The 15,369-nt window shown below is 61.3% G+C and carries 10 protein-coding genes; 2 read left to right on the top strand and 8 right to left on the bottom strand.

The features are described 5' to 3' along the window. Positions 1-169: 169 nt before the first annotated feature. The gene (gene dacB, locus PLL20_09825) at positions 170-1,654 is read right to left on the bottom strand and encodes a D-alanyl-D-alanine carboxypeptidase/D-alanyl-D-alanine-endopeptidase (GenBank protein ID HPD30282.1); all 1,485 of its coding nucleotides are present in this window, start codon (positions 1,652-1,654) and stop codon (positions 170-172) included. Between the two features lie 219 nt (positions 1,655-1,873). Between dacB and PLL20_09820 the strand changes: the two genes are divergently transcribed. Further along, a complete protein-coding gene (locus PLL20_09820; GenBank protein HPD30281.1) occupies positions 1,874-2,650 on the top strand; it encodes a hypothetical protein in 777 nt (258 codons plus the stop codon). Next, positions 2,647-3,963: a GGDEF domain-containing protein gene (locus tag PLL20_09815; protein ID HPD30280.1), complete on the top strand. Its 1,317-nt coding sequence runs from the start codon at positions 2,647-2,649 to the stop codon at positions 3,961-3,963. Before PLL20_09820 ends, PLL20_09815 begins: the two co-directional genes overlap by 4 nt. Here PLL20_09815 and PLL20_09810 read toward each other — a convergent pair. The 7 genes from PLL20_09810 to PLL20_09780 form a co-directional block, all read right to left on the bottom strand. Then, positions 3,918-6,854 carry a tetratricopeptide repeat protein gene (locus PLL20_09810; protein HPD30279.1) on the bottom strand — a complete coding sequence of 979 codons (2,937 nt, stop codon included), beginning with the start codon at positions 6,852-6,854 and terminating at the stop codon, positions 3,918-3,920. The genes PLL20_09815 and PLL20_09810 overlap by 46 nt on opposite strands. Before the next feature lie 130 nt (positions 6,855-6,984). Further along, positions 6,985-8,610 carry a hypothetical protein gene (locus PLL20_09805; protein HPD30278.1) on the bottom strand — a complete coding sequence of 542 codons (1,626 nt, stop codon included), beginning with the start codon at positions 8,608-8,610 and terminating at the stop codon, positions 6,985-6,987. A 772-nt stretch (positions 8,611-9,382) separates the two neighbouring features. Continuing rightward, positions 9,383-10,534, bottom strand: a complete 1,152-nt coding sequence (locus tag PLL20_09800) for a hypothetical protein (protein ID HPD30277.1) — start codon at positions 10,532-10,534, stop codon at positions 9,383-9,385. Continuing rightward, a complete protein-coding gene (locus tag PLL20_09795) occupies positions 10,503-11,918 on the bottom strand; it encodes an MBOAT family O-acyltransferase (GenBank protein ID HPD30276.1) in 1,416 nt (471 codons plus the stop codon). The genes PLL20_09800 and PLL20_09795 overlap by 32 nt, the downstream gene beginning before the upstream one ends. A 12-nt stretch (positions 11,919-11,930) precedes the next feature. Next, the gene (locus tag PLL20_09790; protein HPD30275.1) at positions 11,931-13,355 is read right to left on the bottom strand and encodes a class I SAM-dependent methyltransferase; all 1,425 of its coding nucleotides are present in this window, start codon (positions 13,353-13,355) and stop codon (positions 11,931-11,933) included. Positions 13,356-13,418: 63 nt separating this feature from the next. Further along, on the bottom strand, positions 13,419-13,547 hold the full coding sequence (locus PLL20_09785; protein ID HPD30274.1) for a hypothetical protein: 129 nt from the start codon (positions 13,545-13,547) through the stop codon (positions 13,419-13,421). A gap of 218 nt (positions 13,548-13,765) precedes the next feature. Then, positions 13,766-15,364, bottom strand: coding sequence for a sulfatase-like hydrolase/transferase (locus PLL20_09780; protein HPD30273.1), 1,599 nt, complete (start codon positions 15,362-15,364; stop codon positions 13,766-13,768). Between the last annotated feature and the right edge of the window lie 5 nt (positions 15,365-15,369).

Genomic DNA, 15,369 nt, shown 5'->3' with positions numbered 1-15,369 from the left:
CCCTGGCGCTATCGCCAAGGCCATTCTTGCCTCGAAAGTGTTCAACTTGGGTTAGTCCCTTCCGTCGCGACGGGTGCGCACTTTGCGCGCATGTTTCTGGATGGCAGTGCGTTTGGGTTGCGGCCCGCAAAAGGGCGCTTCGCCTTGGGAGTTGAACCCGGAATGCATCCTACTTGAACGCCGCGAGTCTTTTGCAGATTTCTTCTTCGAGCCTTCGGGCCGCTGTGGAACCATCTTTACTCTTGTTGGTGTCGTTGCAGAGAATGCTGAATGCAAAGTATCGCTTGCGGTCGGCGGCCACAACGTAGCCGCTAAGGGCACTGACCCCGGCAATGTAGCCGGTCTTGGCGTACACCGTTCCCTTCAGCGCCGGCATGCGATTGCGCAACGTGCCATCAGGGTCGCCCGGCGTTGCGAAACCGGCCCACCACTGCTTGCGGATCGGCATCTGCCGGTCGACATACACCAGCGTCTCGCAAAGCGAGGTCGGCGAGATGCGGCTGTTGTGGCTCAGACCTGAGCCGTCGTCAATTACAAACCCATCGGTCTTAACACCCAGCTTCGCGAGGAATTCCCGGATCACTGCTGCGCCGGCGGCACGCGTCCCCACCGCCTTCCCGCCGGTCGAATAGGCTCCGAGCGTCTTGAGCAGCGCTTCGGCGAACACGTTCAGGCTGCTCTTATTCATCCGCCAGAGGAAATCAATCGGCTTGCTCTCGTACGCGGCGACGATCTTGAACTCCGCCGGGAGCGAGCCGTCGGCCTGGCGAACGCGCTGCCGACGAACCTTGCCGTCGATCTTGATGCCTTTGGCGGACAGCACCGAATGAACCGTCCGGGCGAAGAAATCTCCCGGATCGCCGACGGGAATCGAGGTCGGGTTACCGTCACCCGTCGGCCGGGACACGGTTTTGCTCACCGAGATAGTCAGCGGATCAACCGAGGCACGGCGAATCACAGGCTGGCCCTTGCTGCCGGTCACCGACTTATTGTCCACCTTCACCCAATCGGGAACCAGCTCTACAATCGCGGGCTTGCCTTTCTCAGCGGGCGTCAATATCACATCCACGCAGTTATCATTGAAGTTGAGTCCGCCCACCGGGGCGGTAAACCAGTCTTCCAGGTTATGCTGCTGTCGCCAACTGGCGGGCACGAACTCGGTGTCAAAGATCGAATCGTCGAAGATCAAATCGCCCTCGACGGCATGGATGCCTTCAGCTTTCATCCGGTCGGCCCAACGTTCAAAGACTGCGGTGACCGGCTGCCGCTGGGCCTTGGCCAGCTTGGGGTCACCGATCGACGGGTCGCCCGCCCCGATGATCACCAGGTCGCGCCCCAGCATTCCCAGCAATGTGCGATACTGGAAATCGGGCGGCAACATGGTCAGGGCAGCGGCCGTGGTCAGAATTTTCTGGTTACTGGCCGGCTTGAAGAGCTCGTCGGCGTTCTGGGCATACACGAGTTGCGGCTGCTCGATGCCCAGAGCAACGATGCGAATTCCCACTTTGACCTTGGCCAGGCTCGGGGCCGCAGCCAGTGCCTTGATCTCATCGCCAAGAGCCTCGTACGGACCGGCCCAGGCAACCCGACCCCAAACGCAGACGGACAACAGGCCGATAATCGCCGAACGAACGTGTATGCTCCTGAATCGCATGAACATCTCCATCAAGCTCCCGGAGGCCGTTTTCGGTGCTCTGCCGACCGGCTGGAAGCCGGTCCCACGCAGGCCTTGGGACGGACTTCGTGTAAGTGTTGAGGTCGACTCCAAGCGGGCCGATATCCCAGTGTTTGACCGCGCCATTCTCCAACGGTAAACTAGATAAATAGCGGCAGAGAGTCAATCTGGCAATGCGATTCAGGCGAGGGCGGGGCAATGTCACGATTTCAGCCGCACGGTGCGCGAATCCTTTGCGTCGCCGGCAGCGAGGGTGAGTTCCCTGAGGCCGTCCGGCAATGGCTGGCCCAAGTGACGCTGCGCACCGAGTACTGCAGCGATGTGTACGATGCGTTGGCCGTTCTTGCGACCGGAACACGTCCCATCCTTGTGATCGTGGGCATCGACTCCGTCGATTGGAGTGAGATGGATTTCTTCAGCCATGTTGCCGCTCTCAGCCGCGGCACACGCATCTATGTCGCGGCCCACGATGCCAGCGACGGCCGGGTGTTCGCGGCCGGAGAACGGGGAGCCCGTCTGTTCGATCCCGCATCGGCAAACGCGGACATTGAGGCGGTCTTCACCCAGGACCAGGCAAGCGGACCGGGCGGTTTGCTGGCCGGAACGCTGCGACCTTCTCAGGTCAATCGCCAGCCGGTCAATGTGCCGCCCGCAACCGCAGAGCAAAACCAGCCTCCTGCGTCCGAGACCTTCAAGACCAAGACCGAGGAGCCGCCGATCCGGCTGGTCACCGCTGCCGAGCCCGACGAAAACAGCGACGTTGAGCTATCTGTGCCGTGGGCGCCTCATCCCAGTCGGCCCAGGCGTACCCCGCCCAAAGGCCCGGCAGATGCGCCGCAGCCATCACCGCGCCAAACCGACGGAGGCATCGAAACAGACAAGCCGTTGCCCCGCGTCGAGCTGACGCCCGATGAGATTGCCGCCCTGCTGGGCAAGCCGGGCTCGTCGCCACGGTTGAGGGAACAGGGATCATGACGCCGGACCCCCTCATTCCGACTCGCGAGCAACTGCTGATCGTGCACGATCCGGCTGATCTGGCGGCGTTTGTCCGCGGACGCTACCCACAGTTCGACGTGGCCACTGCTCCTGGATACATGGATGGTCTGGTCGCTCTGGCAAGGCAGTCGCCCCGCGGCGTGCTCGTGGGCGTGGAGCCGACCGTCCGCAAGCTGAGCAACGCGATTGCCGCACTTCGCAAGGCCGCCGGACCCTCGTCGCGTATTGTGCTGTGCTGCATGCCCAGCGGCGAGCCGGTGGCCCGCCGCGTGGTCGCCGCCGGTGCTGATGATTACCTGATATATCCCCCTGAAGGTGCAGAACTTGACGCCGCTCTAGCGTTGCCCACGCCCGGAGGGGATGCCCGCCTCGCGACGCCTGAGCCGCCGGTTCCCACCTGGTACGAACTGCATTCGCTGACCGACATCCTGGCGGGGCTGGCCGACGGCCGGACGGCGATGCTGGAACGGCTCTGCCGCCTCCTGGCCGACGCGATGCGGACACCGTTTGTGCGAATCACCTTGGAAAGAGAAAGCAGGCATGTCGGCGATCCCAAGACCGAGCCGGCGCTCTTCGAGACGATTCAGTCGGGCGGCCAGGTTCTCGGCAAGATTGAAGTCGGCCCGCGACATCGCGGTCCGTTCTCGGCCGCCGAGGTTGAGAAGCTTCGGCATCACGGCCGGCTGATCGCCCATCTGCTCAAGGCCGCCGAACAGCAACAACAGTGGCATCGCCTGGCCATGATCGACGAAGTGACGCAACTGCCCAACCGCCGATACTTCAGGCAGGCACTGGAAACACTCATCCGCCGGGCCGCGACGGAGCGATTCTCGGTGACGGTGGTCATCTTCGATCTCGACGGCTTCAAACACTTCAATGACACCTACGGCCACAACGCCGGCGACCAGGTACTCCGCGAGCTGGCCCAACTGATCCGCCGCCACTGCCGACGGCACGATATCGTCGCCCGTTATGCGGGCGATGAGTTCGTCGTTGCCTTCTGGGATGCCGAAGAACCACGCGTGGCCGGCTCCAAGCACCCTACCGACGCCCTGGCGGTGCTGCGGCGGTTCCAGAAAACGCTTGAATCGCAGGAGTTCGCCAACCTGGGTCTGGACAGCAAAGGCCGGATAACCATCAGCGGCGGCCTGGCCACTTTTCCATGGGATGCTCAAGAAGCCGCCCTGCTCATCGAGCAGGCCGACCAGGCGATGCTTCGAGCCAAGCGAGACGGCAAGAACCGTATTTACCTCGTCGGGGGTGAGACAGACGGTGAGGATGAACGGGGCTGATCTTCGAGCAGTGACTTGGCGTCGGATTGCGGATCGAGGCTGACGGCCCGCTTCGCAGCACCCTTGGCCTCCTCCGTCCTGCCCGCACGATATAGTGCGAACGCCAGTCGGCTGTGGGCCTCGGCGGAGGCCGGTTTGAGCTGGGTCACTACGCGGAAGGCGTCAATCGCTTCGAGGAAACGCTGTTCTCTCATGAGCAACTGGCCGAGGGCCTCATGCGTATCCTTGTCATACGGGGCCACCATCAGGGCCTTGCGATACCACTCGACGGCCTCGGCTCCCCTGCCGGCATCAGCATGGATGCGGGCGGCGCGCAACGGATAGCTCTCTTCGTTCGAGTCAAGGCGGGCCAGCTCGATCAGTTCGGCCAGGGCCTTCTCCGGTTGCTTTAGCTCGATATACAACTCGGCGAGCCGAGAACGCGAATACAAATCCCTCGGACGGGCCTCAACAACTCTGGCGAACATCTCGACGGCTCTCAAGCGATCCTGGTCCTTGATGGCCTGACTGCCGAGCACCCAGCAGGCGGTGGGATTGTCGGGATCCCGCTTGGCGAGCTCCTCGGCAACCTTTATGCACTCCTTGCGCAGCTTCTCCTCCTTCTTCTTGTCACTCTGACCAGCCTGGGCCCACAACGTCTGCACCATGACGGTGAGCACGCGTGCGTCCCGGTCATTGATCTTCCGTGCATCGCGAAGGGCCTTGGCCGCCTCGTCAAGTTCATGATTATCGAGCAGAGCTTCAGCTTTCGAAACCAGGAGTGCGACCTTCTCGGCGTCCTTGGCGCTGACGAGCCTCCTGTCGATTTCCTCAATGGGAGGTATGGGATCCAGCGGCTGACCCCACGATTCCGCCTGCTTGCTTGCCCAGGCGGTAAAGTCCCTCATGAATGCCTCGGGGGATTGGCCCAAGGCATTCCGCACGATCTCATCCTGCCGGGCGGCATCGCGAAAGCCCGCCAGCATGGTCCCAATGGCGCCTTGTCCGTGACGCTCGATGATGTAGTCCACCATCCACTCGCTTTGGGCATAGGCCAGCATCGGCCCGCCGTGGTGTTTCGGCCGAACGAAGCCCCAATCGATCGAGTTAAGGTCGTAGAGCATTCCCCTGCGCAGGGCCATGACCAGCATCTGGCACCATTCCCAGGACCAGTGTCTGCCCTCTTCGCGCTGGGCCAACCCTTCAGTCAGCCACCGGGGAACCCGATTCCCCGTTGCCGCCAGGGTAACCGTGTGAACGAATTCATGCCGCAGCACGGTGGGCCAATTGAAGGTCATGCTCGTGGGGCCGCTTCGCGGGGCATCCAGGGCGATGACCGGGCCGGTGGTCGCGCCGATCGTGTGCAGGAACGGCCGGCCGGTGACCCTCACGGCGAAACTGCCGTGCTCGGGGAAGACCTCAATGATCGTCTTGCGCGGCGGACGGTAGTTGTATTGATCGCAGACGCGAGCGTAAATCTCCTCAGCATAAGCGGCCACCATGGGTCTGATGATTGACTCTGGGCCATCGGCGGATTTGACGATGAAGTGTTCGGTCTCCTCGTGGCCGAACTTCTCGAGCTTATCCAGAAGATTCAGCGTGTGGAAGGTTTTCTCGTTGAACGGGTCAAGTTTCCACGACGAATCGAGCACCCGCCGGGCGGCCGCTTCGTCGCCGGTTTCCATGTAGAGCATGCCCAGCCCGGTCAGCGGATCGGCCCACTCAGGAGCCAGCTCGGCCGCCTTTTTGAACAACGGCTCGGCCTCGGAAAACTGGTTTCGCATGGCCAACCAGGAAGCGACCTCGTTGGGCACGATGGCGTTGCGGGGATTGACCTTCTCGGCACGGCTCACGGTCTCCTGCATGCCCGCTTTGTCGCCGTGAAGGAGGCGCGCGGCCGCGAGGATCCCGAGGGCTTCGAGGTGATTCGGGTTCGTGTCCAGTGCTTGGGCGGCGGCTTTGACGGCCTCAGCATCCTTTCGTTCCAGGAGGTGAATACGAGCCTGCAGGCAATGCGCATCGGGGCTGTGCGGATTGATCTTCAGGGCAGCGGCGGCCTCTTCAGCGGCTTTTTCAAAATCCCACTGATCCAAAGCGATGGTTCCTAACCCGACGTGTGCCATCGCCAGGTTGGGGTTGATCTTGATGGCGGCTTTGAAATCGTCGCCGGCTTGCTCCAGGTTGTACTTGCTCAACAGCAGCTCGCCGGACGCCAGCAGCGCCGGCCAGTACTCCTTGTCCAAACGCTCCACGGCCGGTTGCAGCAGCTCCTGCAAAACGTACTTCGTCCGGGCGGTGGTCTGAGGACTGCGAGTGAGAACCGCATGACGGTAGATCGCAATACCCGAATCGGTCAGGGCAACGGCCGTGGTCGGGTAGCTTTTCCGCAGGAGGGCTTCAAACCACGCGTAGGCTTCAATCGCCTTGAGTCTGTCGCCCGTGATCTCGTACAAATGTCCCAGCAGTCGGCGGGCGCTGGTGTTGCGACTATTAAGCTCAATAGCCTTGCCGGCCGCTTCGATGGACTGTCCGTAACGGCCGATCTCCGACAGAACCTCTGCGCGAGCCAACTGCCAGCTATCGGAGGATACGGCGTTGACTCTTTCGAGAACGGCTAAAGCATCGGCGTACCGGCCCACCATTCGGCGGGCTTCGGCCAGCCCGATGGCTGCTTCGACGGCCTGCTCCGGATCTGCCGCCAGCTCCTCCAAATTCTTGGCCGCTTCTTCATAAGCGCCCCTGACGAGGAGGTCCTGAGCCTGTTTCAGAAGGTCTTGCGACGGCTTGGTCAGCGGCTGGGGCGCCTGGCTAGCAGGAACGTCGGCTGCAAAGATGACCGGCATTGGGCACCGAGCCAGAAGACCTGAAAGACAAAACAGGGCCAGACGAAAAGGCATATCGCGCGGTCTCATACGCACATTCTACCGATACAGCCGACGCACTCGCAGGCCGTCGTCACAACACGGCCACCACGTTATTGTAGCACAACGGGATGTCCGCTTTCAGCATAAGAAGGGATATGACTGGACTGCGGTGAGGCACTCAATTCGGCCTGTTGGCAACAACAAGCCCGTTGTTTTCTCCGGCAGCAGGCGGCGGCACACGGTAGATGCGGGAACGTGGTAGCGGGTCACTTGGCGGAAGTTGAACCGAATCGTCGTACACCAATTCCAGACGCGGATCCGTCGGCCAGTCACGGCGAAAAGGCTCGCGAACGAATACGAAATCAACGCCCAGCTCCTGAAGCTGCTCCACGGTCGGTTTCAGCTCCGGAAACAGCGATTTCGTCGTCATGTAATCGATTACGTCATTCTTCAGATCGCGACCATACAGGGGATAGGTCAGAGTGCTGGCCCCGCTCCAGTCAGAAAGGTTGATCACGCGCGTGCCGTCGGGCCACTGATCGACGGGCGGCGGCAGGCCATAGAAGCCGGATCGCGAGAAATCCCCGGAAGCCAGACGCCTGCTGAGTTCGCGAGCCGGCTGCCCGGCAACCAGAGCGCACGCAAGTACCGTCGACGTGAGAAAGGCCAAACCGGTCAATCGGGGCCAGTATCGCACCGCCCAGCCGATGACCGGCATGGCCATGCACGTCGCCAGGAGGAGATAGATGATGCCAAATCTTGCGTAGTGCTGCAGCGGCCCGGTCCACAGGGCAAGGGACGACAACGTCAGCACCGCTATCGTCAGCCGGTTTCGCCGGGTTGCTCGCCTGCCCCGGGCAAGCAGCATCAACACCCCCACAAGCATCCCGATTGGCACGCACATGGCAAACAGCGGGCCGACGCTGCCCGAGAGCATGTTAAGAGTCACCGCATATCCGGCGATTCTGGCTATCGTCGCAAGCCACTGATGTGGCGATTGAGACATCGCCGAGAGTGAACCGTCGTTCTGTTCATACATCTCGTAGTATGCGCTGAACCTGATCCCCCTCAGCAGCACGCGATCGCCGACGGCAACCTGTACCGGATAGAAAGGATTGCCCGTCAACAGGCCCGCCCGGATGAACCAGAAAGCCGAGCATGCCAGGCAAGCCAGTATGAACGCCGGTAGTAGAAACGCAAGATCGTTGTTCCGCCGGTTTCGCTTCACAAGGACAACGAAGAAGATGAGAGCAAAGGCCAACGCATAGATCCAGTTGACCGGCTTGGTACCCATGGCGATGCCGATGGCCAGCCCCGCGATAGTCACAAGAACCCTTCGAGCCGCCAAAGTACGTTCGGGACCAATCGCAAGAAAAAACGCCGCGACGCCGCTTGCCAGAAACGCAGTCCCGAAGACATCGACGTAGGCATGTGATACCTGGAAGGTGACCAAGTGGGCGGACAGCGGAATCGCCACGGCCAAGGCGGCCGCACATCGCGACCCCTTCAGGGATCGGACGATCGACCAGACTGCCAGTCCCAGGAGGACCGAGGCCGGCCCGAAGGCCACGCCGGCGACACGCTCGAAGCCCCCCTTCAGCAGCCACCAGAGAATCAGTTCACCGTTGGCCGGGAGCGAAAAGGACCAAGTATCCGGTCGCATCACCAGAGCGTCCGCTTTCAGCCAGGTGACTACCAGAGGCAGACGATACTTCAGACCGTCGTGGCCCGCCGGCATTCTGGAGAGTCCCTCAGCAAGGAGAATCAAATGAGTGAGGACAACCGGCGCCAGAAGAATCGCCACCGACCACGCGTTCCGGGAACGAGCGCCCGTTTCGGTTGGCGGCCTGCGCCTGCTCCAAGGGTACCGGTATCGGCTTGTCCGCCGGTACCCAACTGACGCGGAAAAGACGTCGCCAGGTGTTGCCAGAGGCGACCTCACCGCCGTAGGTGATTGGACCGGATATGCGAGGACGAACCAGGTTAAGGCCAAGATCACCACGAACGCCGCTGTGATGAGGGCCGGGGACAGACCTGACAGCAATCCAAGCAAACGGAGGAATCCGACGAGGTGAAAGGCTACGATCCAGCCCGAGGTTACGAGCACGGCCGACAGAAGTGCTGCCGTAGGCTTGTCGGCATCCCCAATCCACCGCTGCCGCAGCAACCCCCCGAGCGCGAGGAAACACGGGATCGCGATGGCTGGAGCAGCGACCAGCCACGTGATCGTCTCCGGAGTGGGTTTCATAGATGCCGACTCCGAGCTTGGATGTCGACGGTCATGGCCACAGCCAACCTGCCACCATCCAATAGAATTGCCGGACCTCGCGAGATCGCAGCACAAACCCCACCAGAACCATGATAGACGCGGCCACAATCACGCCTGAGACGATCCGGCAACGCCAGAATCTGCTCGTTGCCCGACAATGGCTCTCGCCGTTGCGCATGCGAAATTGATCGGCGGCAACAATACCGGACTTCATACTTATCCGGCTGCGCATCACGATCGTCCGATAACCTCTTTGCTGTTGGATCCGCCCGACATCTCGGCCTGATATCGCAGCCAAGCCTGTCTTCTACGGATCCGAAGAGCCGTACCAACCGATGTTGCCGGCCAGCGACGACGCTTGAGGCGGCGGGGGCAACCAATCCATGGCCGTCAGTCTTGACACGATGAGCGAGGTGAACTTGCGTGCCCCCTGCGGGGTGAGGTGACATTCGTCCATGAAGTCGGCAGCGTCATCCAGGCCGGCTTCGGCTCCGTCTCGCCAGCACAGGTAGGCAACACCACCGCCGGTCATGGCGGACATTGCTGCGTTGAACTGAGCCAGGCGCGTCTGTGCATCCTGATTGCAGAACCTGGCCCGATGGATGACGGTCGCGCCAGGCATGGCCACCAATAGGACCTTGATCCCCGCGTGTCGCCACTGATCAACCAGTCGCGTGAGAAGATTGACCTGGCACTGCGATGTTCCCTCGGGCCACTCGGCGGGCGTCCATTCAGGATCGACGGACGCGCCCGGCGCAGAGGGCGGCTTCGCGCTCTCAAGTCGCGGGAGCCAACGGGCCCGTAACGTGGTCATTTTGGACGGCTCCCATGCGGGGCGCATCGCTTCCGGCCGGAGATAATCGGATTCGCCGCAGAGCCCCAGACCCCATGTCACCAGATCGCGGCGATCCGAATGGTAAGGCCAGACCCAATCCAGCGTCATGAGCATACGATCCGACCAGCGATCCACAGTGAGCTTCTCGGGAAGCGTGCTGAATCGGTAGAAATGGCCAAGTCTGCGTCGAACCGACCTTTCTTGCAGTTCCGAGAATCCCACGTTGTAGACAACCAGCCGAACGTCGCTGAAGAACTCCGGATTTCGACGCCAGAAGAATAAGGCGTCCCAAGGCTGACCCGCCTCAATGCCGAGATTCGCCACCTCAGCAGGGGCCATACCGGCCGCCGCGGCGATCTGATCTTCGAGCAGGCCGTAGCGGGCCATCGAATTGCCCATAAGCACGATCTTCGGGCGCGTTTTGGCTCGGCTGATGATCTGATCCTCCAGCTCGATGTATCGCTGGAAGATGGCCGGGGCGGGAATGCGATCAAGCCGGTCGGATGCGGCGTAGAGTACCGCGCGGAACCCTGCGCAAAACACCAGCGTCAGCACCAGCGAGGCCGTTACGCGTGGCAGGCCGGTGAGGGTGTCAAAAGCGAAAATAGATGAACGCCGTTCCATGACCGGCTCCGACAAAGGAAATCAGAATCACGGCCGTCGCCTGTGCCAACCCGCGGACATACCAGCGAGTCCGGGTGGTCAAGGGATACTCCTCGTTCCTCACCCAGCAAGGCAGATCAATCAACAGCATCAGAGTCAGGTAGAACCCCGTGACGCAAACCAACCGCAGCTCCACGGCCGTCGTCAGTTGAGCAAGTCCAGTCAGATAACTCCACGCCACGTCCAAGCTGCCGGCCCGGAAAAACACCCAGCCCAGACACACAAGATGGAAGGTCGCCAGAACACGCAGCCCGAACGCTGCGAGTTGGCGCGGCGTACGGATCTGCTGCTCCATTGGGCGAATCCCGATCAGCTTGGCTGCGCTGAGATAGAGCCCGTGCAGACCTCCCCAGATGACGAAGGTCCACGCGGCCCCGTGCCACAACCCCCCCAGCAACATGGTGATCATCAGGTTGCGGTAGGTTTTCAGCCGGCCACAACGATTACCACCCAACGGGATGTAAAGGTAATCGCGCAACCAGGTGGAAAGCGAAATGTGCCAGCGGCGCCAGAAGTCGACGATGTCGGCCGACAGATACGGCTGCCGGAAGTTGACCATCAACTCGATACCAAACCATCGGCTCACGCCGCGGGCGATGTCGCTGTATCCGGAAAAGTCGCAGTAGATCTGGACGGCGAAGAGATAAACGCCGAGAAGCAGCTTCAGCGAGGAGCACGCGGTCGGCCGGCTGAAGATTTGTTCGACGCAGGGGGCCACGGCGTCGGCGATGGCAATCTTTTTGAGATAACCCATGAGCACGAGCTGCGCAGCGGTGGCGATTTGCGCGGGACCGACGGTACGCTTTGTCATGATCCGCGGCAGCAGGTTGATCGCCCGCTCAATCGGCCCGGCCACAAGCTGCGGAAAGTAGGCGACGTACAGGCCGTAATCCACGAGACCATCAACGGGCTTGAGCCGGCGACGATATACGTCGATCGTGTAGCTGAGGGACTGGAAAGTATAGAAACTGATGCCGACGGGGAGAATGACCTTGACAGCCCAGTGCATCCGGCCCAGTCCGAAGCAGGCCAGCAGATCGTTCAGGCTGTCCACAAAGAAGCCGCAGTATTTGAAGAATCCCAGGACACCCAGCCCGAACGAGAGGCTCAGCAGGAGCAGCAGTTTTCTACGACGTTCGTCGGCGGTACGATCGATCGCTCGGGCAACCTGAAAGTCGACCAGCGTCGTACCCGCGAGCAGGAAACAGAAACGCCAGTCCCAGGCTCCGTAGAACACGTAGCTGGCCGCCAGCAGCATGCGGTTCTGCCACTTATGCGACAAGACGTAGTACAGCGGCAGTACGACCGACAGGAAGCCAACGAATATGAAGCTGTTAAACAGCATGAGACTTCAACGTCATGCGTCCTTCTTGCGCATGAACAGCAGCGTCCGCCGGGAATCCACGACGGGAACCTGCCGCAAGACGTCAAATCGCTCCTCGAAAGCCCGGATACAAGCGTCGAGCGTGAAATCCTGGTACACATCCACGCGAAACTGCATGAGCTTGCGGAACATCACGTCGTCGGTGGGTACGAATTCGAGAACCAAATGCCGATCGCACAGATCGGCCAGCATGTCTCGAATCCCGGCTACGGGCAGATTAGCGCTGACGTGCAAGTGATGAATGAGTGCCAAGGCCAGGACGCAATCCGCCCGGACACGTTCGAGGAAGCTCGCTCGCTCGCGATTGCGGAAGCCGATCGCAGGGCTGGGATTGGCGATATCCACGCAAAGGGGAAGAATCGGATGTCCGCAGTGGCGGATCCTGCGATACAGCAAGTCGATGCAATCCTGATCGCTGTCGATCGAGACGACCTTTGCGCCGGCCTCGAGTGCCAGCATCGAGTAGCGACCGGTGTTGCTGCCGACGTCAAGGACGGACGCGGGCCGGTGTTCCGTCAGGAAACGCCGGACCTCGCGAACCTTGGATTCTTCGGCACGGTCGGTGTAGCTGCACGTCTCGCTGTACGTCGCCCAGTGGCCGGCAGAACCGTTCCTGGCAGCCAGGTTTCTGAGCTTGGACCGCAGCCGGCGAAGATTGATGATCTGTGCGGCGGGCGTCGTTTGCCTGCACGTGAGCCGACGCGGCCCGGCGTCGCCCAACCTCGACGCCCGGCGGCCCAACCAGTAAGGCAGCGTCACATCCAGCAGTAGCCGCGGGCTTAGCCGTTCCAGCCTGCCGAAGGCCCGTTGCACGCGGCTGACGTCACTTCCGTCAAGATCGGCGAGGAAACATGATCGTAAGCTCTGCCCCTTATAGCGGTTTAATAACAAGGGATTCGTGAACATGCGCCCGAACTGGCCAAGGGCAATCCAAACGTCCAATCGTGGCGGACGTTCGATCGAGGGAACATCGATGAACACCGGCCGGCCGTGGCGAAACTGAATATTGTAGGCAGTGGCATCCTTCAGCGAGAAACCGTGTTCCAGCAGCCGAATCTGCAAGTCGATAGTGCAGACGCCGGCATCGGCCAGCATGGACGGGGACCACTCGTACGGGTAGCTGACAGGATGAATACGTTCATGTTCGAGGAAGCCTGCCTGCCCTGGGTAAACGGCCTTCAATCGCCGCAGGAGATCGGGCGATTCAACAAGCGAGGTGGGGACGATCAACCCTTCATCGATCAGTCGACCAAGCAGGCCGCCGTCGAGAAGTTCTCGAACAGTCCGCAGACAGTCTTCGTCGACGGCGCGCAGAATTCGACCGTTGAATTCGAACACGAACCCGCTGGGATCGCGAAATGATCCCGGCTGCCTGATTGGTGTTTGAACTTCCGGCATCCGCTCTCCCGAGCATTCATGAGTCAGCGTTCCGCAGCACCGATGAGTAGGCCGACCAAACCGTCAGTTCCGCTTGAAGACGCGCAGCAGCTTCCCGATGCCTTCGCGGAAGAAGAGCCCCGCGCCGATCAGCGAACCGATCAGCAACTGCAGGAGAATCGTTCCGGAACCTGGATCTATGTAAGCGATCATCGGCCGGCACCGCCTCAAGACACCTCTGCCGGGACATCGGTCGGAATCGGCTTGCGGCCCTGCCCGCACCGAGCCCCTATCGAGGATTACTATCGTTCATCCGATAAGCCAACTGAACATCTTTCCCTCAGACCGGCCCCCAGCCTCCGCAGACCCGCAAAGCCAACCCGGCAGTACTGGGAAAGGGCTGCCTTCACGCCTCCGCCCTTCCCGGCGGTTCACCGGCCGCACACGGGCGGGCGCGGAACCACCCACGTCACGGCATCGCGTTGCGCGTTTCCCTCGACCCATTGCCTGACAAGACTCTCGATCTGTCCCGGCGACGGAGGGGAAGCGATTACCCATCGAATCAGTGAACCGAGGCGGCGGGTTTCAAATCGATTCGAGATCGAAACCGGCGTTTGCTGACCGGGAAGTTTGATAAGCAACGGCACGTGGGTGACCGGAGTGACGATCGTACCGGACTTTCTGGCCGGATCGAACCGCCAGGAATGATCCGAAGTCACAATGACGAGCGCATCGTCGAACCGTCCCGCGCCATGCATGGCCTGCACGAACTCACCGATCAGGCGATCGAGCCCCTCCAAGTTCCTCGTGTATCCCTCGACGTTCGGCCGAATCCACGCCGAGTCGTCGGGCCCACGATAGGTGCCGTCCGGATCGAGGATGAACGGTTCATGGGGAAGCATGTAGTGGATCACCGCGAACGCGGCGGCCGGCTGGTCTCGGATGACGGAGAAGGCGTCGTTCCGCGTCCGCTCGTGCACCGTGAGAATCTGCCGGTCGTTCATGCGGGTCTTGAGTTTGGCGTAAGCCAGAACGCTCCACGGGTCCGTCAAGTATGAGACCGCGTTGAAACCGTGGATCGTCACCCAGCTCAGCATTCCATCCGCTCGCGGGTAGTAGCAGTAGCTTCGACAGATATCGACCTGATCGCCGAGCCACGCTTGGTATGGGAGAAACGCCCCGATCATAATGCGTCGATAGCCTTGGTCGGCAACCACTGAGAACAGGCATTCCAAGTCGGACCTCGGGACCACGCGGCCATCGCGGTCAAAGCCGACACTGCCGTTCTTCACGACGGGCCGAAGGTTCGTCTGAAACAACAGGGCGGGCATCGAGGTTGCGGTATCTTCGCCCGGGGAATGAGCATCATGAAAGACAACGGACCGCGCGGCCAGATCAGCCAGATTGGGAAAAGCCGTCTTCGGAGCGCCCTCCGTGAAGGTCCGCTCATAGGACCACTCGTCGAAAACGAACAGATAAACCGGCGGCCTGTCGACCTCAGCGTCGCCGCCCGACGCCGGCACGACCGAGGTTGAAACCAGCGGATCGGCGGCCAATGGATACGTCGGGGCCGCCAGCAGTTGAAACGCCACGATCGGCACCACGGGTGATGCGATGAGGCACGCCCGGCCGCACCAGAAAACCAGCCTCGAAGCCGGCTTGGCGAAGGAATATGCCACTACGGCCACCAGGATCAACCAGAGCGTTTGCATCTCCATGCCCGTCCGGCCGATGCGCCAACCTTGCGACTTGTCGCCGTAGAAAGCCACATTCGCCAAGATGCCTGCGCCAACAACAAGCACAAAAAGGTGATGGTAGAGGCGCATCAGGGTCGGCCTGGCGAGCTTGCGAAGCAGCCCATCAGCAAGCGTGGCAAGAGCCGCCAGTACGACGACGATGCTCAGCACCAGAACCATGTCGCTGCGCTGCCACATGTGCAGATACCGCGTGAGATCGCCAAGGGAGTTGGACAGGTAGGGACCAAAGAGGATAAACACGGCCATCAGCGAGGCGACAAACCGTGAGGCCACCGGCC

Source organism: Phycisphaerae bacterium (assembly GCA_035384605.1).
GTDB lineage: Bacteria > Planctomycetota > Phycisphaerae > UBA1845 > PWPN01 > JAUCQB01.
Note: the sequence above shows the minus strand (reverse complement) of the source record. Positions and strands in the feature narration are given on the sequence as shown.

Excerpts from the sequence above, each read along its gene's own strand:
- dacB (HPD30282.1), bottom strand. The coding sequence starts at position 1,654 with ATGCGATTCAGGAGCATACACGTTCGTTCGGCGATTATCGGCCTGTTG.
- PLL20_09820 (HPD30281.1), top strand. The coding sequence starts at position 1,874 with ATGTCACGATTTCAGCCGCACGGTGCGCGAATCCTTTGCGTCGCCGGC.
- PLL20_09815 (HPD30280.1), top strand. The coding sequence starts at position 2,647 with ATGACGCCGGACCCCCTCATTCCGACTCGCGAGCAACTGCTGATCGTG.
- PLL20_09810 (HPD30279.1), bottom strand. The coding sequence starts at position 6,854 with ATGAGACCGCGCGATATGCCTTTTCGTCTGGCCCTGTTTTGTCTTTCA.
- PLL20_09800 (HPD30277.1), bottom strand. The coding sequence starts at position 10,534 with ATGGAACGGCGTTCATCTATTTTCGCTTTTGACACCCTCACCGGCCTG.
- PLL20_09795 (HPD30276.1), bottom strand. The coding sequence starts at position 11,918 with ATGCTGTTTAACAGCTTCATATTCGTTGGCTTCCTGTCGGTCGTACTG.
- PLL20_09790 (HPD30275.1), bottom strand. The coding sequence starts at position 13,355 with ATGCCGGAAGTTCAAACACCAATCAGGCAGCCGGGATCATTTCGCGAT.
- PLL20_09785 (HPD30274.1), bottom strand. The coding sequence starts at position 13,547 with ATGATCGCTTACATAGATCCAGGTTCCGGAACGATTCTCCTGCAGTTG.